Genomic DNA, 15,400 nt, shown 5'->3' with positions numbered 1-15,400 from the left:
GTCAAGTGCGCATTTCAGTCGCGCGCTCGCTCGCGCGCAGCCGCCATCGGACCCGACAATGCGCCTTGCTGGTGGCAGAACCCGGCGATCTCCTGGGCTGCGCCATGCAAGATCAAGCAAAGCCTCAGCCTTTTCAGATATTTTCGGGAAGATAGAGATTGAAGGGCAGGAAAGTCTGTCCGGTTCCTTCCACGCTGCCGGTAAGGCAGGCCTGTGCCATGACGCGGACGAGTTCCACGGGCAGTTGCGGCAGCGGTGTCGCGATGACGAAGGAAATCACCTCTTCGCTCAAGGCAAGGCGCGAATCCGGCGTCAGTTCCGGGCAAACGGCCACCAGTCCCTTCGCTTTCTCCTCCCGCAGGGCGGCTATCACCCCTTCCATGCCGCCTCCGGCCACATAGAGACCGGCCAGGTCCGGATAGCGCCTGATCAGCCCGAAGGTCGCTTCATAGGCTATGCTCGACTCTTCCAGATTGACGCGGCTGTCCAGCACTTCGAAATCCGGGGCATGCTCGCGGAAATAGCTGCGCAACCCGATCTCGCGCAGTTCATGGCCATGGAAACGGTGACTGCCGAGAATGATGCCGATCTTGCCGGGCTGGCGAGCGGTGCGGGCGATGAGCCAGCCCGCCGTGCGCCCGGCCTTGCGATTGTCTAGGCCCACATAACCGGCGCGGTGTTCGGCGGCAAAATCGGACAGCAGCGCAAAGACGGGCACATTGCGGGCCTTCAGTTCCGCAACCGCCACGGTAATCAGGGGATGGTCTACGGACACGACAGCCAGAGCCTGGCACCTCTCGCCAAGACGATGCATCCGCTCGGCCACGGCCACCGGCGAGGTATCGCCATGGTGCTCGATCACGGCGGAGATGCGGAAGCCGGGTGCCGAAGCTGCGGCCTCCGCAATGGATTGAGCCAGCAGGCTGTAGAAGGGCGAGGCGGATTTGAGCAGCAGGAATCCCAGGCGCAGATGCGGCATGTCGCGGTCGAGCCGCTGCTGGATCAGCCCGGCGGCGTAATAGCCCAGCGTCTTGGCCGCCTCGGCCACGCGTCGGGCCGTTTCCGGCCGGACCGGAAGCCGGCCATTCAGAACACGGTCGACCGTCGCGGGGCTGACGCCCGCCTCCCTCGCGACATCCTGGATCGTCGGCCTGGCCATGATAGCTCTGATGAAATTACATCATGATGATAGTCGTTCTGATGCACTTTGATAGAAACTGTCAACACCCCATTGAGCCCCGAACCGGTGCGACATAGCATCGGAACCAGGGATGAGGCCTGGTCGAAACCAGGCTGGACAAGGGAGCATGCGATGAGGCCGACCCGGCGCGACTACAGTCTGATCGGACGCGATGCCCAGGCCGCCGTCGAGAGCGGCCTTGCCGCCGCCGAGTGGTATCGGTGCGACATTCCCCGTAAGCGCATGAAGGAACTCATGCAGCGCAAGGACGCGCCGGCGATCCGCGACACCGCCCTATGGCTTGCCGGCCTGCTGCTGAGCGGCCTCGCCGCCGGGCTGCTATGGGGAAGCTGGTGGTGCGTGCCGTTCTTCGCGCTCTACGGCATTCTCTATGGCTCGGCTTCGGACTCGCGCTGGCACGAATGCGGGCATGGCACTGCCTTCCGCACGCGCTGGATGAACGACGTCGTCTATCATATCGCCTGCTTCATGATCATGCGCGAGCCGACGATCTGGCGCTGGAGCCATACACGTCACCACACCGACACCATCATCGTCGGCCGCGACCCCGAGATCGCCGCCATGCGCCCACCGGCAATCCTGCGCCTCCTCTCCAATATCTTCGCGATCGCCTCGACCTGGGCTGCCCTCAAGGGCCTGGTCCTGCACGCCACAGGCCGGCTCAGCGAGGAGGAAGAGACTTTCGTGCCGGAGATGGAACGCGGCAAGGTCTATCTGGTCGCACGCATCTGGCTCGTCATTCACCTCGCCACCGTCGCGCTTTCGCTGGCACTGCATTCCTGGCTGCCGATGATGTTCGTCGGTGTCCTGCCCACCATGTATGGCGGCTGGCTGACCCTCTATTTCGGGCTGACGCAGCATGCCGGCTTGGCCGAGAACGTGCTCGACCACCGCCTGAACTCCCGCACCGTCTACATGAACCCGTTCTTCCGCTTCGTGTATTGGAACATGAACTATCATGTCGAGCATCACATGTTCCCGATGGTGCCCTATCACGCGCTGCCGGAACTGCATAAGGCCATGCTGGCCGACACGCCGACGCCCTATCGCAGCACGATCCAGGCCTATCGCGAGATCATCCCGGCCCTGCGCCGCCAGATGAAGGATCCGGAATATTTCGTGCGCCGTATGCTGCCGTCCAGCGCTCGCCCCTATCGCCCTGATCTACATGGTGAAGTGGTGATGCCCGACGACCCGCGTGCCCGCTTTGCCGGCCAGCACCACTGACAGACACAAGACACAAAACCATATCGGGAGGAGAAGATGAGCAACTGGATCGACGCCTGCGATGCCGACGATATCGAGCAGGAAGACGTCCTGCGCTTCGATCACGGCGGCCGCACCTATGCGCTCTACCGCAGTCCGGACGACGAATATTTTGCCACCGACGGGCTGTGCACCCACGAGCAGATCCACCTGGCCGACGGCTTGGTGATGGACGACATCATCGAATGCCCCAAGCACAATGGCCGGTTCAACTACAAGACCGGCGAAGCCAAGGGCGCGCCGGTCTGCATCAATTTGAAGACCTATGCCGTCCGGCTCGCCGACGGCAAGCTTCAGATCCAGCTGGGTTGATCCGATGCAGCCGGGCATGGTCATCGTCGGCGCCGGCGAGGCAGGCGCCAGGGCAGCCTTCGCCCTTCGCGAGAACGGCTGGGCCGGCTCCATCACCCTGGTCGGGGACGAAGTTCACGCCCCCTATGAGCGACCGCCCTTGTCGAAGGCGGCGCTGCTCGACGAGACCGGCCCCTCCCCGCGCTATATCGTGGCCGAGGAGCGTTTCGAGGCCGAAGCCATCACCCATCTGGCCAAGCGAAGCGTGGTGGCGATCGAACCGGAGCGGCGGCTGGTTCGGTTCGATGACGGCAATGCCCTAGCCTATGAGAAACTGCTTCTTGCCACCGGTGCCGCACCGCGACGGCTGCCACTGGCAGGCGCGAACAGGCCTGGATGCGTGACGCTGCGGCGTTTCGAGGATGCCTTGCATCTACGAGAACGCTTTCGCCCGGGGGCGGAGATCGCCATCATCGGCGGCGGGTTCATTGGCCTGGAACTTGCGGCCAGCGCCCGCCAGCGCGGTGCGGCGGTGACCATCATCGAGGCCCTTCCGCGCCTGCTCAGCCGGGGGGTGCCGGCCGCTATCGCGGAGGTTGTGCAAGAGCGCCATCGCGCCGCGGGCTGCACCTTGCTGTGCGGTGAAGGCATCACAGCCATCGAGGAGGAGCCCGACGGCCTCGCTGTCCGCCTCACCAGCGGCAAGTTGGTGCTCGCCGATCTCGTCGTTCTCGGCGTCGGCGCCTCGCCCAGCACGGCGCTGGCGGAGGCTGCAGGCCTTGTGATCGACAATGGCGTCGCCGTCGACTCCAGGCTGTGTACCAGCGACCAAGCCATCTTCGCCGCCGGTGATTGCTGTTCCTTTCCCCTGCCCGTCTATGGTGGACGGCGCGTGCGCCTGGAATCCTGGCGCAATGCCCAGGAACAGGGTACCCACGCCGCCCGCGCCATGCTGGGCGAGGAAGCCGCCTTCGACGCCGTGCCCTGGTTCTGGTCGGATCAGTATGACCTCTCCCTGCAGGTCGCCGGGCTGGTCGACGAAGGGCGTCACACCATTCGCCGCGACGGTGCGGAGGGCTCCTTCATCCTCTGTCATCTCGACGATGACGGGCGCCTGGTCGCTGCCAGTGGCATCGGTCCCGGCAATGCGATCGCCCGCGATATCAGGCTGTGCGAAATGCTGATCGCCAAGCGCGCCCATCCTGACAGGGACAGGCTTGGCGATCCCAATACCCGCCTCAAATCCCTTCTCGCCGCCTAGGGCAAAGCGACTACCAGCCCCTTTGCCCTCCTCTTTGTTTCAACGCTGCTTTGCGGTTTCCGGCAATGCCGTCAAATCGCAAGACGCCTTAACGCGCCCTGCGTCTCGACGATGCACTCGAGCCGCGGGACAGCATGGAGACCGTCATGGCCCGCCTACGCCCGACCGTTGCCGATTTGCTTGCCCTTCGCGGCAAGAAGCAGATTGCCAAACTGAGAGTCACCACGCTAGAGGAAGCCGAAGCGGCCGAACGCGCCGGCATCGGCATGCTTTCGGTTCCGCCCGCGCTGATCGCCGAGCCCGCTTTCCGCGACGCGGCGCCGACAGCCTTCGTGGTCACCGGGCTGGAATATGGCCACTATGTCACGGTGGAGGACTACCTGCGGACGGCCTTCCTCACCCGGCAGCAAAGTTCGGACGCCGTCTATTGCGCCGCCAGCCTGGCCACCATCCGGCGGCTTCGCGACGAGGGTATCCCCGTGGTGAGCCATGTCGGCCTGATCCCCTCGCACCGGACCTGGACCGGCGGTTTCAAAGCCGTCGGCAAGACGTTCGAAACAGCCTGGCGAGTCTGGCAGCAGGTGAAGGCCCTCGAGGAGGCGGGCGCCTTCGCGGCGGAGATCGAGGTAGTGCCCGTGGAGGTCGCCACCGCGATCAGCCGGCGCACCAGCCTGTTCATGATTTCCATGGGCGCCGGCGGGGGGTGCGACGCGCAATATCTGTTCGCCGACGACGTGCTGGGTAGCCATGACGGGCATTACCCGCGTCATGCCAAGGTCTATCGCAATTTCCACGGCGAGTATGACCGCCTGCAGAAGGAACGCATCGCGGCCTTCTCCGAATACAATGCCGACGTTGCCAATGGCGCCTTCCCGGCCCCGAACCAGGTGGTCGGCATTGCCGGCGACGAACTCGAGCGCTTCCTGAATGCGCTCGACGCTGCCTGATCGTCATTCCGGCTGCGCGGGCGTCTCGCTCGCTTTTGCAAACATAGCATCGAATGGCAAGAGGCGGGCGAGACGCCCGCGCACCCGATATGATCAGGCGATCGGCGGCGCCGAAGCAATATCCTTGTCGAAGCAGCGGTCGATCACGCGCTGGAGGTTGGCGGCGTGGCGGAAGCTGGGTTCGGCATTCTCGCCGCTCTGCACGGCCGCGATGAAGCGCTGGTAGTTGGTCTTCACCGGATCGGCGTGGAGGTCGCGCCAGGCCTGGCTGTGGATCCCGTCTCCGGTGCAGATGCGCAGGCTCGTATAGGGGCCGTGATTGATCTCGATCGCGCCCTTGGTGCCGAAGACGCTGAGTTTCAGGGTGTTGGCATAGCCCGTCATGAAACGGCTGGTGTGGATGACACCCAGCGCCCCGTTCTCGAAGCGCACCGACATCACCGCGCTGTCATTGGCATCGAGCGGATAGTCGCCGATGCGGTCGCCGGGGGCCTTGTGGAAGGTCGCGAGCTGCGCCTGCAGCGCGACCGGCGTCATGCTCACCGCATAGCTGGCGAAATCCAGGATGTGGATGCCGACATCGCCCAGCACGCCCTTCGAGCCATGCTCCTCGGACAGGCGCCAGAGCCAGCGCGGCTCGGTCGACCAATCGCCCCAATGATTGCCCACCAGCCAACTCTGGCGATAGGAAGCCTCGACGTGGCGGACCTCACCGATCTCGCCGCGGGCAATGATGCCATGGGCGGCCTGCAGGGCCGGCACGTCGCGATAGGACAGGTTGACCATGGCGATCAGTCCGGCTGCCTCGGCAGCCGTGGCCATCTCGTCGGCCTGTGGGAAGGTCTCGGCCAGCGGCTTCTCGCACAGGACATGCTTGCCGGCGAGGATCAGCTTCATCGTGGTGGGATGGTGAAACCTGTCCGGCGTGACATTGGCGACGGCATCGAAACCACCCCAGGCGATGGCCTCGTCGAGGTCGCCGAAGGAATGGGGAATGCCATGCTCGTCGCTGAACTGACTGGCTCTCGCCTCGTCGATGTCGACGCCCGCCACCACTTCGGCGTCGGGAGAAGCCTGGAAGTGCCGGGCGTGGTTGGCCGCCATATTGCCGGTGCCGAGCACAAGGATGCGGATCTTGGACATGAAGTGATCCTGGGAGCGCGGACATCCTGTCCGCTCTTGGAAACGTAACGCTTGCAGTAAGAAGAGCGGACAGGATGTCCGCGCTCCCAGGATTACCGGTAGCCCTCTTCGCCATCCTCGTGGAGGCGCGGCCCCTTCACTTCCAGGGGCACCGGGGCTTTGTCATGTGGCGTGTTGGGCGCCTCGTTGACCCGCTTCCAGGCGGTCGCGGGATTGAAGGCCCACTTCACCGCATTGCCGAGCACCTTGCGCACGGTGGCATTGTGGTAGGTCGGGTAGGCTTCGTGGCCCGGGCGGAAATAGAAGATCTTGCCGGCGCCGCGCTGATAGGTCAGCCCCGAACGGAAAACCTCGCCGCCCTCGAACCAGGAGATGAACAGCGTCTCCATCGGCTCGGGCACGGTGAAGGGCTCGCCATACATCTCTTCATGCTCGATCTCGAAATATTCGGGCAGGCCCTCGGCGATCGGATGGTTCTTGTTGAGCACCCACAGCCGCTCGACCTCGCCAGCCTCGCGCCAGGACAGCGCGCAGGGCGTGCCCATCAGGCGCTTGAAGATCTTGGAGAAATGGCCCGAATGCAGGACGATCAGGCCCATGCCCTCCCAGACGCGCTCCTGCACGCGCTGGACGATCTCGTCCTTGACCTCGCCATGGGCGGTGTGGCCCCACCACAGCAGCACATCGGTGTTGGCAAGCTTCTCGACGGTCAGGCCGTGCTCGGGTTCATCGAGCGTCGCGGTACCAACACTGATGCCGCCGGCCTCCTCGAGCGCCGCCGCGACCTCGCCATGGATGCCCTTGGGATAGAGCTGGCGCACCAGGGCGTTGGTCTGCTCATGCCGGTTCTCGTTCCAGACGAGTGCGCGGATAGTCATCTCGGATTTCCTTTGCCGTCGACGGCGATTCAAAGCGCTTTAACAAAAATCTCTGCCACATCCAGCGGGGCTATTGAAGCGGGTTGTGGACCTATTTTTTGGTCCGGCGGAAACCGCCGGGTCCCGATCCTCGCGGCGCCTTTGGCGCCCTCTGACGAAGGCCTCCCAGCCGCTCCCCCAGGGCCGCCCGGCACGGCCCTCTTCAGGCCGGCAGCCGCCGCAGGGCCGTGCCATCGGCCTTGAAGACGTGAGAGAGATCTCCCGGCACGCCGATACTCACCTTGGTCGCGGCGACCACGGGCGCATCCCCGGCATGGCGCAGCGTCACCAACCGGCCGTCCGCTGTCCGCACATAGAGGAAATGGCTTTCGCCCAGTTCCTCGACGACCTCGACATCGCCGGCGAAGGAAGCCTCCCCGCCGGTCTCCTGCAGATGCTCGGGCCGGATGCCGAGCTTCACCTTGTCACCCGCGCTCACACCATTGCCATCGACCCTGGCGGTCACGCTGCCCCCTCCCGGCAGAGCGACCTTGACGCCGGAAGCGTCGGCGGCCTGCACCTCTGTATCGATGAAGTTCATCTGGGGCGAGCCGATGAAACCGGCCACGAACAGGTTGCGCGGGTTGTGATAGAGTTCCAGAGGCGCCCCGACCTGTTCCACATTGCCGGCGTTGAGCACCACGATCTTGTCGGCCAACGTCATGGCCTCGACCTGGTCGTGGGTGACGTAGATCATGGTGGCGCCCATCTGCTTGTGCAGCTTGGCGATGGAAATCCGCATCTGCACGCGCAGCGCCGCATCGAGATTCGACAAGGGCTCGTCGAACAGGAAGACCTTGGGATTGCGCACGATGGCCCGGCCGATGGCGACACGCTGGCGCTGGCCGCCGGAAAGCTGCTTGGGCAGGCGCTCGAGCAGCGGCGTCAGTTCCAAGATCTTGGCAGCCTCGCGGACCTTCTGGTCGATGGTCTGGGTGTCCGTCTTCGCCAGTTCCAGGCCGAACGCCATGTTCTGATAGACGTTCATATGCGGATAGAGGGCGTAGGACTGGAACACCATCGAGATGCCGCGGTCCTTGGGCGTCTTCTCGTTGACGCGCTGGCCATCGATCATGAGATCGCCGGAGGTGATGTCCTCGAGGCCTGCGATCAGGCGCAGCAGGGTTGACTTGCCGCAACCCGACGGGCCGACGAAGACGACGAAGTCCCGGTCTGCGATGTCCAGGTTGACGCCATGCAGGGTCTCGATCCGGCCGAAGGCCTTGCGGATATTCTTGAGTGTCACGCTCGCCATTTGCGGAGGGCCTTTCGTCAGCTATGGTTCGGGTTTGACGGGAGCGATTTTGGCCGAGGAGAAGGAGGATGAGGACGCAAGCCTTCCGGCTTGCTACGAAATCCGACGCGCTCATCGGCCAAAAGCGCCCCGCCGCAAAGCGGTGAGGTGAAAAATCGTCGCCTGCCGCGTCGCTTCGCTTGCCAAGACGAAAGTCTTGGCGGCGCTCGCTCCTTGCAATCGACGATTTTTGACCTCATCAAATCCCGTACCATGGCTGACGAAAGGCCCTATCCCTTGACGGCGCCAGCGGTGAGACCCGCGACGATCTTGCGTTGGAAGATGAGGACGAGAACGATGAGAGGCAGCGTCACGATGACCGAACCGGCCATGATGTTGCCCCAGGGCAGCTCCTGCTGGCTGGCGCCGCTCATCGAGGCGATCGCCACCGGCACGGTGCGGTTGTCGGGTGAGAAGGTCAGCGCGAACAGGAACTCGTTCCAGGCCGCGATGAAGGCGAGCAGGCCCGTCGTCACCATGGCTGGCCACATCAACGGCATGAAGACGCGGCGCACCACCGTCCAAGGGCTGGCGCCGTCGACGAAGGCGGCCTCCTCCAGCTCCCGCGGCAGTTCCTTCATGAAGGTGGTGAGCACCCACACGGTAAAGGGCAGCGTCAGGATCAGGTTGGAGAGCACAAGGGCCGGCATGGTGTTGTAGAGGCCGAAGGCACGCACCACCTCATACATGCCTGACAGCACCGCAACCTGCGGGAACATCGACACGGCGAGAATGGTCATGAGCAGGAGCCCCCTGCCCTTGAAGTGCACTCGCCCCAGCGCATAGGCGGCCGTTACGCCCAGAAAGAGCGAGATCAGCACCACCGTGACGGCGACGACGATCGAGTTCCAGATGTTCCAGGCAAAGGGCTGCTGCTCGAACACGCCGACATAATTGGAGAAATCCAGGCTGTCGGGCAGCAGCGAGGTCGAGAACAGTGCCTGGCCCGTCCGCATCGAGGTGAGGATGGCGTAGTAGAACGGGAAGACGGCATAGAGGACGATGACGACGACCAGCGCCCAGAATCCGACGGGTTTGAGGATCTTGGTCATCTCGTTCCATCCTCCGAAACACGTACCTTGCCCACGGTCATGGCCAGCACGGTGATGAGGCCGATCACCAGGAACAGCAGCGTCGCCGCCGCCGAGCCGAGGCCTGTCTTGGCGAAGTCGACCAGTTGCAGCCGGGCAAAGCCCGACATCGAGATGGTGTCCCGGCTGCCCGAGGTCAGCACATAGATCAGGTCGAAGATGCGCAGGGCATCGAGGGCACGGAAGACCACCGCCACCATCAGGGCCGGGCGGATCAGAGGCAGCGTGACCTTGAAGAACACCTTGACGGGGTGAATGCCATCGACCTTGGCCGCCTCGTAGCAATCCGACGGCATCATCTGCAACGCGGCCAGAATCAGCAGCGCCATGAAGGGCGTGGTCTTCCAGACGTCGACCATGATTACCGCCCACATCGCCGTCTGCGAATTGGCGGTCCAGGCGACGGGCGAGGAGATGATATGCAGGCTGAGCAGGATGTGGTTGAGGATGCCGAACTGGTCGTTGAGCATCCACAGCCACATCTTGGCCGAGACGATGGTGGGGATGGCCCAGGGGATCAGTACGGCGGCGCGCACGATGGCACGCCCCTTGAAATTGGCGTTCAACACCAGGGCGACGATGGTTCCGAGCACCGTCTCCAGAGCCACGGACACCAGCGAGAACCACACCGTATTCCAGACCGAAAGCCACCACACCTTGTTGGCGAGCAGGCCGATCCAGCGGCCGTCGACATTGGCGAGATAGTTCGAGAAGCCGACGAGCTTGTAATTGCCGGGGTTGGAGAGCTTGGCATCGGTAAAGCCGAACCAGATGGTGCGCAGCAGCGGCCATCCGGCGACGATCGCCAGCACGACCAGCATGGGTAGCAGGAACAGCCATGCCGACCGAACCCTGGTCCTTGTCAGTTCTGATTGACTTGCCATCGGGGACTCCCAGAAGGAGGCAGGAAGAGTTGGCCGGCATCTCAGCCGCCACGCCCAGTCGAAATGCGGGAAATCCGTACGCGACCGGTCGCCGGCGAGGCCCCAAAGCGCTTGGCGATTTGAGCGGGTCACCCCCGCATCGCAAAGACGCTCTCCCCAATCCGTGGGATTGGCTTGGAGACAAGGAGCTCGAGCAAACAGCCGTCCAGCCATGAACGCGCTGTGCTCCAGGGATCAGGAACCAGGCTTCGGTCGATCAAGTCGCGAAGGACGAGAAAACGGTGGAAAGAGCGCCGCGAACCCCAGGGTTCGCGGCGCAGTCGGGGAGGATCCTACCAGCCCGAGCCCTTGATGTTGGCGAGTTCGCCGTCAAGGTCCTCAAGGGCCTGTTCCGCCTTCGCCTTGCCGGACAACACGCTGGCGATCGCGTTCCAGAAGGCGTTCGAAACTTCGTTGTAGTTGGCACCGGTGATCTTGGAGGGACGGGCCACCGCACTGGTGAAGGTGGCCTTCAAATCGCCGAAGAAGGGCACGGCCTTGAGCACGTCCGGGTCCTCATAGAGGCTGGCGATAGTGGGATTGTAGCTGCCCTCGATGGCCCGGCGCTTCTGCTCTTCCTTCGAAGTCAGATAGACGGCAAGATCCGCAGCGAGATCCTGCTTCTTGGAATATTTTGAAACGGCGAGCTGCCAGCCGCCGAGTGTGCCGGTGTTCTTGCCGTCGGCACCGCCCTTGGGCAGGGCGACGACGCCGATCTTGCCCTTGACCGGGCTGTCGGCGCCATTACCGAGCGACCAGGCATAGGGCCAGTTGCGCATGAAGGCGGCATTGCCGGACTGGAACACGCCGCGCGCTTCCTCCTCGCCGTAGTTGAGCACGCCGTCCGGCGAGATCTTGCCGATCCAGGAAGACGCCAGCGTCACCGCCTCGGCCGCCTTGGGATTGTTGATGGTGATCTTGCCCTCGGCATCGACGATGGTGCCGCCGCCGAAGGAGTCGATCCACTCCAGCGCGTCGCAGGTCAGGCCCTCATAGGCCTTGCCCTGGAACACGAAGCCCCAAAACTTGTCGTTGCCGCCCTTGCGCTCGCCTTCCTGGACCTTGGCCGCGGCCTCCGTCATTTCCTGCCAGGTCGTCGGCGGCTTCAGCCCGTTCTTCTCCAGAAGATCCTTGCGATAATAGAGCACGCCGGCATCGGTGAACCACGGCATGGCGACGAGCTTGCCGCCCACGGTATTGTTGTCGATGATCGCCGGGAAATGCTCCTTCTCGGCCCCCTTGGTGTAGGGCGCCAGATCGATGAAGTGATTGGCGAGAATGCCGGGCCAGATCACGTCGATCTGGAAGACGTCGATGTCGCTCGCGCCAGCCGACAGCAGCTGCTGATAGAGCGCCAGCCTTTCGTTGGTATCGTTGGGTGTCGAGACGATCTTGACGGTATTGCCGGTCTTCTTGGCCCAGGCTTCCGCGCCGCTCTTGCACAGCGCCAATTCCTGGCCGACCGCACCGCAGGAAATCGCAACCTCGGTAGCGCTGGCAAAACTCGTGAGAGCGATAGAGGCAGTCGCGGCCAAGGCCCAACGCATGAACATGCGGTCTTCCTCCCTTTTATGTGCCGCAGCTGCCTCCTCTATGGCAGGTCAGCATAGGCAACCGACATTTCCTCGTTCGAAGTCCCTTTTGGCAGAGCTTCTATAATCTACTTCAAAGCGCTTTGAATTCTAATTCCGACAAAAGTTTGCCTTTGTCAAGGCGAGCTCATGGCAAAACTGCGTAACAACTAAGACGCAGGAACAGTTCCCCCAAAAGTAGCATCTTTCATTGAAATAATTTGATTGAAAATCAGAGCGGTTGATGCCTTTTGAGCGATTGCGTGAGAAACTTGTGAATTTCCCAGCAATTATGGTGGTTGCGCTACCTATTTGACGGAAAAGAATTAAGCTGACTCAGAAAAAATAATAGAAAGCGCCAGTCCAAAGCGCTTTAATGAACAGATGCAGTCTGGTCGCTGCTTGCGATCGGGAGACTACCAGGAAGGGTACGCAGTATCGTGAGATATTCGCTGTGCCCGGCAAGCGTTTCTCCCGAATCCATGGCATGACAGGCTGGCCTCTGTTCAGCGAAAGAAACGAGAAGGCCTGGAAGGGACGTTGCGGTGAACTTGAAGGAACTGTCACAGCATCTGGGCTTGTCCCAGACGACTGTCAGCCGCGCGCTCAACGGCTTTCCGGAAGTTGGCGAGGCGACCCGCAAGCGCGTGCTGGAGGCCGCCGAGACCTTCCAATACCGCCCCAATGCCAGCGCCCGCAAACTTGCCACCGGCCGTGCGGGAGCGATCGGCATCGTGTTCTCGTCCGACCGCAACATGCTGCTTGATCCGATCTTCACCGATTTTCTCGCGGGCGTTGCCAGCCAATGCTCGCGATCCGACAATGACGTGCTGGTCTCCTCCGCTCAAGGCGACGAGGCAGGCACTTATCGACGCCTCGCCCGCGTGCGCTCGGTGGACGCCTTGTTGCTGTCCTCACCGACGATCGACGATGCGCGCATCGCGATGCTGCAGCGGTTGGACATGCCCCTGGTCGTGCATGGGCGCACGCAGACCGGCCTCAATTATCCCTATCTCGACATCGACAATGAAGGAGCCTTCCACAAGGCCACCACCTTGCTGATCGATCTGGGCCACCGCCGGATCGGGCTTCTCAACGAAAATCTGCGTTTCACCTTCGCCACGCACCGCTCGCAGGGCTGGCGCCGGGCCTTGACCGAGCGGGGTCTCGCCGCCCCTCCGGAACTCGAAGGCGGCGCCCGCATGACGGAAGAGAACGGCTATCGCATGGCGCGAGGCCTGTTCGACCTGCCCGACCCGCCGACCGCCCTGCTCTGCTCGTCAATCTTCCTTGCTCTCGGGGCCATGCGGGCCGCGCGGGAAACCGGCCGGATCGTCGGGAAGGACCTGTCGCTGATCGCCCATGACGACGGCCTCGACGCCATCCGTCCGGAAACGCTGACGCCGGCTCTCACCACCACCTTCTCTTCCATCCATGCCGCCGGCGTCCGGGTGGCCGAGATCGCCATGGCCCTGGCGAATGGTGCCGATCCCGCCGCTACCGCGGAGATCTGGCCGGTCGATCTCGTCTTCCGCGGCTCCACCGTACCGCCGGCGCCCTGATTACCCGGCTGGCGCCGACACGGCGGCGCGATCGCGATAGAAGACGAACAACCCGCTGCCGATGATGATGCAATTGCCGATGACGATCGGCAGCGTCGGCACGTCGCGCCAGACGATCCAGCCCATCAGCGTCGCCCACACCATGGCCGAATATTGGAACGGAGCGAGCATCGCCGCCGGCGCCATGGCCAAAGCGCGCGTGATGCATATGAAGCACACCATCGCAACGATGCCGACGAGGAACATCAGCGCCAGATCGAACCAGCCCGGCGTGGCCCAGGCAAAGGGTATCGTCGCCGCGCCGATGACACCGGCGCCGGCGAACTGCCAGACCACGAGGGGAAGCCAATGCGTGCGCCGCAAGCGCCGCGTCACGGTAACCGCCAAGCCGAACATGATGGCGCCGACGAGAGCAATGGGCGAGGCCGAGGAAAACAATTCCGCCGAAGGCTGCAGCGCCACGAGAACGCCGATGAAGCCCACGATCACCGCGCCCCAACGGAATGGCTCAACCCTTTCGCCGAGCAGCGGAACCGACAAGGCGGTGATGATCAGGGGGGCCGCCATGTAGAACGTCATGACATCGGCAAGCGGCATGCTGCGCGTGGCGAAATAGAAGCAGTAGGTATCGCCTGCCATGCACAGGATCCGCACGATCTGCAGCCGCCACTGGCCGAAATCAAAGAGATCGACCTTCAAGTGCCAGACCATCGGCACCAGGACGATGGCGGCGCCGACGGAGCGCAGCAGCAACAACTGGCCGACGGAATAGTCGGCGACCAGCCATTTGCCGAGGGCATCGTTCAGGGCGAAGAGGAACACGCCGATGAGATAGAGCGCGATGCCCATGCCGACACTTGCGGTCCCGATGCCGGCTTGGCGGAGGGTAGTCATTTCGGTCTCGTTTCCTGCCGGAGCGCCCCGCGTTCAGCCATGAACGCGTGGTGCTCCAACTCCTTGGTCCAAGGCGTCTTTGCGGGTCTTGCCGAGTCCGTCAATTCGCAAAGCGTTCCAGGCGCGTGGCATGGTGTCTGAAACGGTCCGGGCGTCCGCCGGGCATCGCCCCCACCCAGCGGATCGCCATTTGTCGTACCAATATCTGCGGGCGGCGGAAAGAGGCAATCTTGCACAGCCCGTTGGGACATCAGGCCGCAGCCATCTTCGCCGCCATGTCCGAGGCGAGCAGGCCGTCGAGCGCAACCTTGATCAGCGGGCGGCGCACCCGCAGGGCGTTGAGGGCTGCGACCGGCCATTCGATATAGCAGGCGCCCGCTTCGACCATCACGGTGGCCGAGGCCGGCTGGCGGCGCAGGAAGCCGGCCTCGCCGATAAACGATTGCGGCCCGACAACCAGGCTGCGTCCAGCCTTCTTCACATGGGACCTGCCGTCGAGCACATAATAGACGGTCTCGACCGCCTCCCCCTCGCGCAAGAGAGTGTGGTTGCCCTCGCTGCGCCGCCAATGACCGATCTTCATCAAGGAGCGGAACTCGCCCGGCGACAGGCCGCCGAGGGCGGCGAACAGCCTGCGCTCTTCGGCACTCAGCCGAAACTGCGTGCGAGCGAAGACCAGCCTGGCCATCATCAGAAGATTCACGCCCAGATTGACCACCGTCCAGAACAGCGCATCCCACAGCATGATCTCGGGCACGACCAGATAATAGAGGATGTAAAGCAGGGTCGAGACCACCAGGAGGGCGCGCAAGACGAGCTGGTCACGACAGGTCAGCGCCGCGACGGCAATGAGGGCGGCGGCATGGATCAAGCCGAGCCGGACGATTTCGAACAACATTTCAGCACCAGGACGGGAAGGTCGGTTGGGGCTTCACGCCGCCAGCCACGGCACCGACATGGTGCGTTCGCGGTCCCAATGCTGTGCGACCTCGCACGAGGCAACCGATATGGCCTGGATCCGGCACCAACCGCGCCCGGG

14 protein-coding genes are annotated in these 15,400 nt (G+C 63.3%); 5 read left to right on the top strand and 9 right to left on the bottom strand.

The genetic code is table 11. From position 1 onward, the window contains the following. Window positions 1-133 precede the first annotated feature (133 nt). Window positions 134-1,162, bottom strand: coding sequence for a LacI family DNA-binding transcriptional regulator (locus tag BA190_RS13270; RefSeq protein WP_156771500.1), 1,029 nt, complete (start codon window positions 1,160-1,162; stop codon window positions 134-136). A 150-nt stretch (window positions 1,163-1,312) separates the two neighbouring features. Between BA190_RS13270 and BA190_RS13265 the strand changes: the two genes are divergently transcribed. The 4 genes from BA190_RS13265 (at window position 1,313) to BA190_RS13250 (ending at window position 4,966) form a co-directional block, all read left to right on the top strand. Then, complete coding sequence (locus tag BA190_RS13265) at window positions 1,313-2,428, top strand: fatty acid desaturase family protein (RefSeq protein ID WP_068287535.1); 1,116 nt, start codon at window positions 1,313-1,315, stop codon at window positions 2,426-2,428. 36 nt (window positions 2,429-2,464) lie between these two features. Beyond that, on the top strand, window positions 2,465-2,779 hold the full coding sequence (locus BA190_RS13260; RefSeq protein WP_068287531.1) for a MocE family 2Fe-2S type ferredoxin: 315 nt from the start codon (window positions 2,465-2,467) through the stop codon (window positions 2,777-2,779). A gap of 4 nt (window positions 2,780-2,783) precedes the next feature. After that, complete coding sequence (locus BA190_RS13255) at window positions 2,784-4,019, top strand: NAD(P)/FAD-dependent oxidoreductase (RefSeq protein WP_068287529.1); 1,236 nt, start codon at window positions 2,784-2,786, stop codon at window positions 4,017-4,019. A gap of 146 nt (window positions 4,020-4,165) precedes the next feature. Further along, a complete protein-coding gene (locus BA190_RS13250) occupies window positions 4,166-4,966 on the top strand; it encodes a 3-methyl-2-oxobutanoate hydroxymethyltransferase (protein ID WP_068287526.1) in 801 nt (266 codons plus the stop codon). Window positions 4,967-5,059: 93 nt separating this feature from the next. Here BA190_RS13250 and BA190_RS13245 read toward each other — a convergent pair whose 3' ends face one another. The 6 genes from BA190_RS13245 to BA190_RS13220 all read right to left on the bottom strand — a co-directional run bounded on the left by BA190_RS13245 (window position 5,060) and on the right by BA190_RS13220 (window position 11,887). Beyond that, window positions 5,060-6,109, bottom strand: a complete 1,050-nt coding sequence (locus BA190_RS13245) for a Gfo/Idh/MocA family oxidoreductase (protein ID WP_322435168.1) — start codon at window positions 6,107-6,109, stop codon at window positions 5,060-5,062. Between the two features lie 92 nt (window positions 6,110-6,201). Beyond that, window positions 6,202-6,987, bottom strand: coding sequence for a ThuA domain-containing protein (locus BA190_RS13240; RefSeq protein ID WP_068287521.1), 786 nt, complete (start codon window positions 6,985-6,987; stop codon window positions 6,202-6,204). A 202-nt stretch (window positions 6,988-7,189) separates the two neighbouring features. Next, window positions 7,190-8,281, bottom strand: coding sequence for an ABC transporter ATP-binding protein (locus BA190_RS13235; protein ID WP_068287518.1), 1,092 nt, complete (start codon window positions 8,279-8,281; stop codon window positions 7,190-7,192). A gap of 269 nt (window positions 8,282-8,550) precedes the next feature. After that, window positions 8,551-9,372, bottom strand: coding sequence for a carbohydrate ABC transporter permease (locus BA190_RS13230; protein ID WP_068287516.1), 822 nt, complete (start codon window positions 9,370-9,372; stop codon window positions 8,551-8,553). Beyond that, on the bottom strand, window positions 9,369-10,295 hold the full coding sequence (locus BA190_RS13225) for a carbohydrate ABC transporter permease (RefSeq protein ID WP_068287514.1): 927 nt from the start codon (window positions 10,293-10,295) through the stop codon (window positions 9,369-9,371). Before BA190_RS13225 ends, BA190_RS13230 begins: the two co-directional genes overlap by 4 nt. Window positions 10,296-10,627: 332 nt before the next feature. Beyond that, a complete protein-coding gene (locus BA190_RS13220) occupies window positions 10,628-11,887 on the bottom strand; it encodes an ABC transporter substrate-binding protein (RefSeq protein WP_202908462.1) in 1,260 nt (419 codons plus the stop codon). Between the two features lie 563 nt (window positions 11,888-12,450). Here BA190_RS13220 and BA190_RS13215 point away from each other — a divergent pair. Next, on the top strand, window positions 12,451-13,467 hold the full coding sequence (locus BA190_RS13215) for a substrate-binding domain-containing protein (protein ID WP_068287510.1): 1,017 nt from the start codon (window positions 12,451-12,453) through the stop codon (window positions 13,465-13,467). Here BA190_RS13215 and BA190_RS13210 read toward each other — a convergent pair whose 3' ends face one another. Next, on the bottom strand, window positions 13,468-14,361 hold the full coding sequence (locus BA190_RS13210) for a DMT family transporter (RefSeq protein WP_068287507.1): 894 nt from the start codon (window positions 14,359-14,361) through the stop codon (window positions 13,468-13,470). A gap of 250 nt (window positions 14,362-14,611) precedes the next feature. Then, window positions 14,612-15,259 carry a cyclic nucleotide-binding domain-containing protein gene (locus BA190_RS13205; protein WP_068287504.1) on the bottom strand — a complete coding sequence of 216 codons (648 nt, stop codon included), beginning with the start codon at window positions 15,257-15,259 and terminating at the stop codon, window positions 14,612-14,614. Between the last annotated feature and the right edge of the window lie 141 nt (window positions 15,260-15,400).

This window comes from Labrys sp. WJW, from assembly GCF_001676615.1.
GTDB classification, from domain to species: domain Bacteria; phylum Pseudomonadota; class Alphaproteobacteria; order Rhizobiales; family Labraceae; genus Labrys; species Labrys sedimenti.
Note: the sequence above shows the minus strand (reverse complement) of the source record. Positions and strands in the feature narration are given on the sequence as shown.

What these genes read in the sequence shown, in the direction of transcription:
- BA190_RS13265 (WP_068287535.1), top strand. Translation starts at nt 1,313, where the DNA reads ATGAGGCCGACCCGGCGCGACTACAGTCTGATCGGACGCGATGCCCAG.
- BA190_RS13260 (WP_068287531.1), top strand. Translation starts at nt 2,465, where the DNA reads ATGAGCAACTGGATCGACGCCTGCGATGCCGACGATATCGAGCAGGAA.
- BA190_RS13255 (WP_068287529.1), top strand. Translation starts at nt 2,784, where the DNA reads ATGCAGCCGGGCATGGTCATCGTCGGCGCCGGCGAGGCAGGCGCCAGG.
- BA190_RS13250 (WP_068287526.1), top strand. Translation starts at nt 4,166, where the DNA reads ATGGCCCGCCTACGCCCGACCGTTGCCGATTTGCTTGCCCTTCGCGGC.
- BA190_RS13245 (WP_322435168.1), bottom strand. Translation starts at nt 6,109, where the DNA reads ATGTCCAAGATCCGCATCCTTGTGCTCGGCACCGGCAATATGGCGGCC.
- BA190_RS13240 (WP_068287521.1), bottom strand. Translation starts at nt 6,987, where the DNA reads ATGACTATCCGCGCACTCGTCTGGAACGAGAACCGGCATGAGCAGACC.
- BA190_RS13235 (WP_068287518.1), bottom strand. Translation starts at nt 8,281, where the DNA reads ATGGCGAGCGTGACACTCAAGAATATCCGCAAGGCCTTCGGCCGGATC.
- BA190_RS13230 (WP_068287516.1), bottom strand. Translation starts at nt 9,372, where the DNA reads ATGACCAAGATCCTCAAACCCGTCGGATTCTGGGCGCTGGTCGTCGTC.
- BA190_RS13225 (WP_068287514.1), bottom strand. Translation starts at nt 10,295, where the DNA reads ATGGCAAGTCAATCAGAACTGACAAGGACCAGGGTTCGGTCGGCATGG.
- BA190_RS13220 (WP_202908462.1), bottom strand. Translation starts at nt 11,887, where the DNA reads ATGTTCATGCGTTGGGCCTTGGCCGCGACTGCCTCTATCGCTCTCACG.
- BA190_RS13210 (WP_068287507.1), bottom strand. Translation starts at nt 14,361, where the DNA reads ATGACTACCCTCCGCCAAGCCGGCATCGGGACCGCAAGTGTCGGCATG.
- BA190_RS13205 (WP_068287504.1), bottom strand. Translation starts at nt 15,259, where the DNA reads ATGTTGTTCGAAATCGTCCGGCTCGGCTTGATCCATGCCGCCGCCCTC.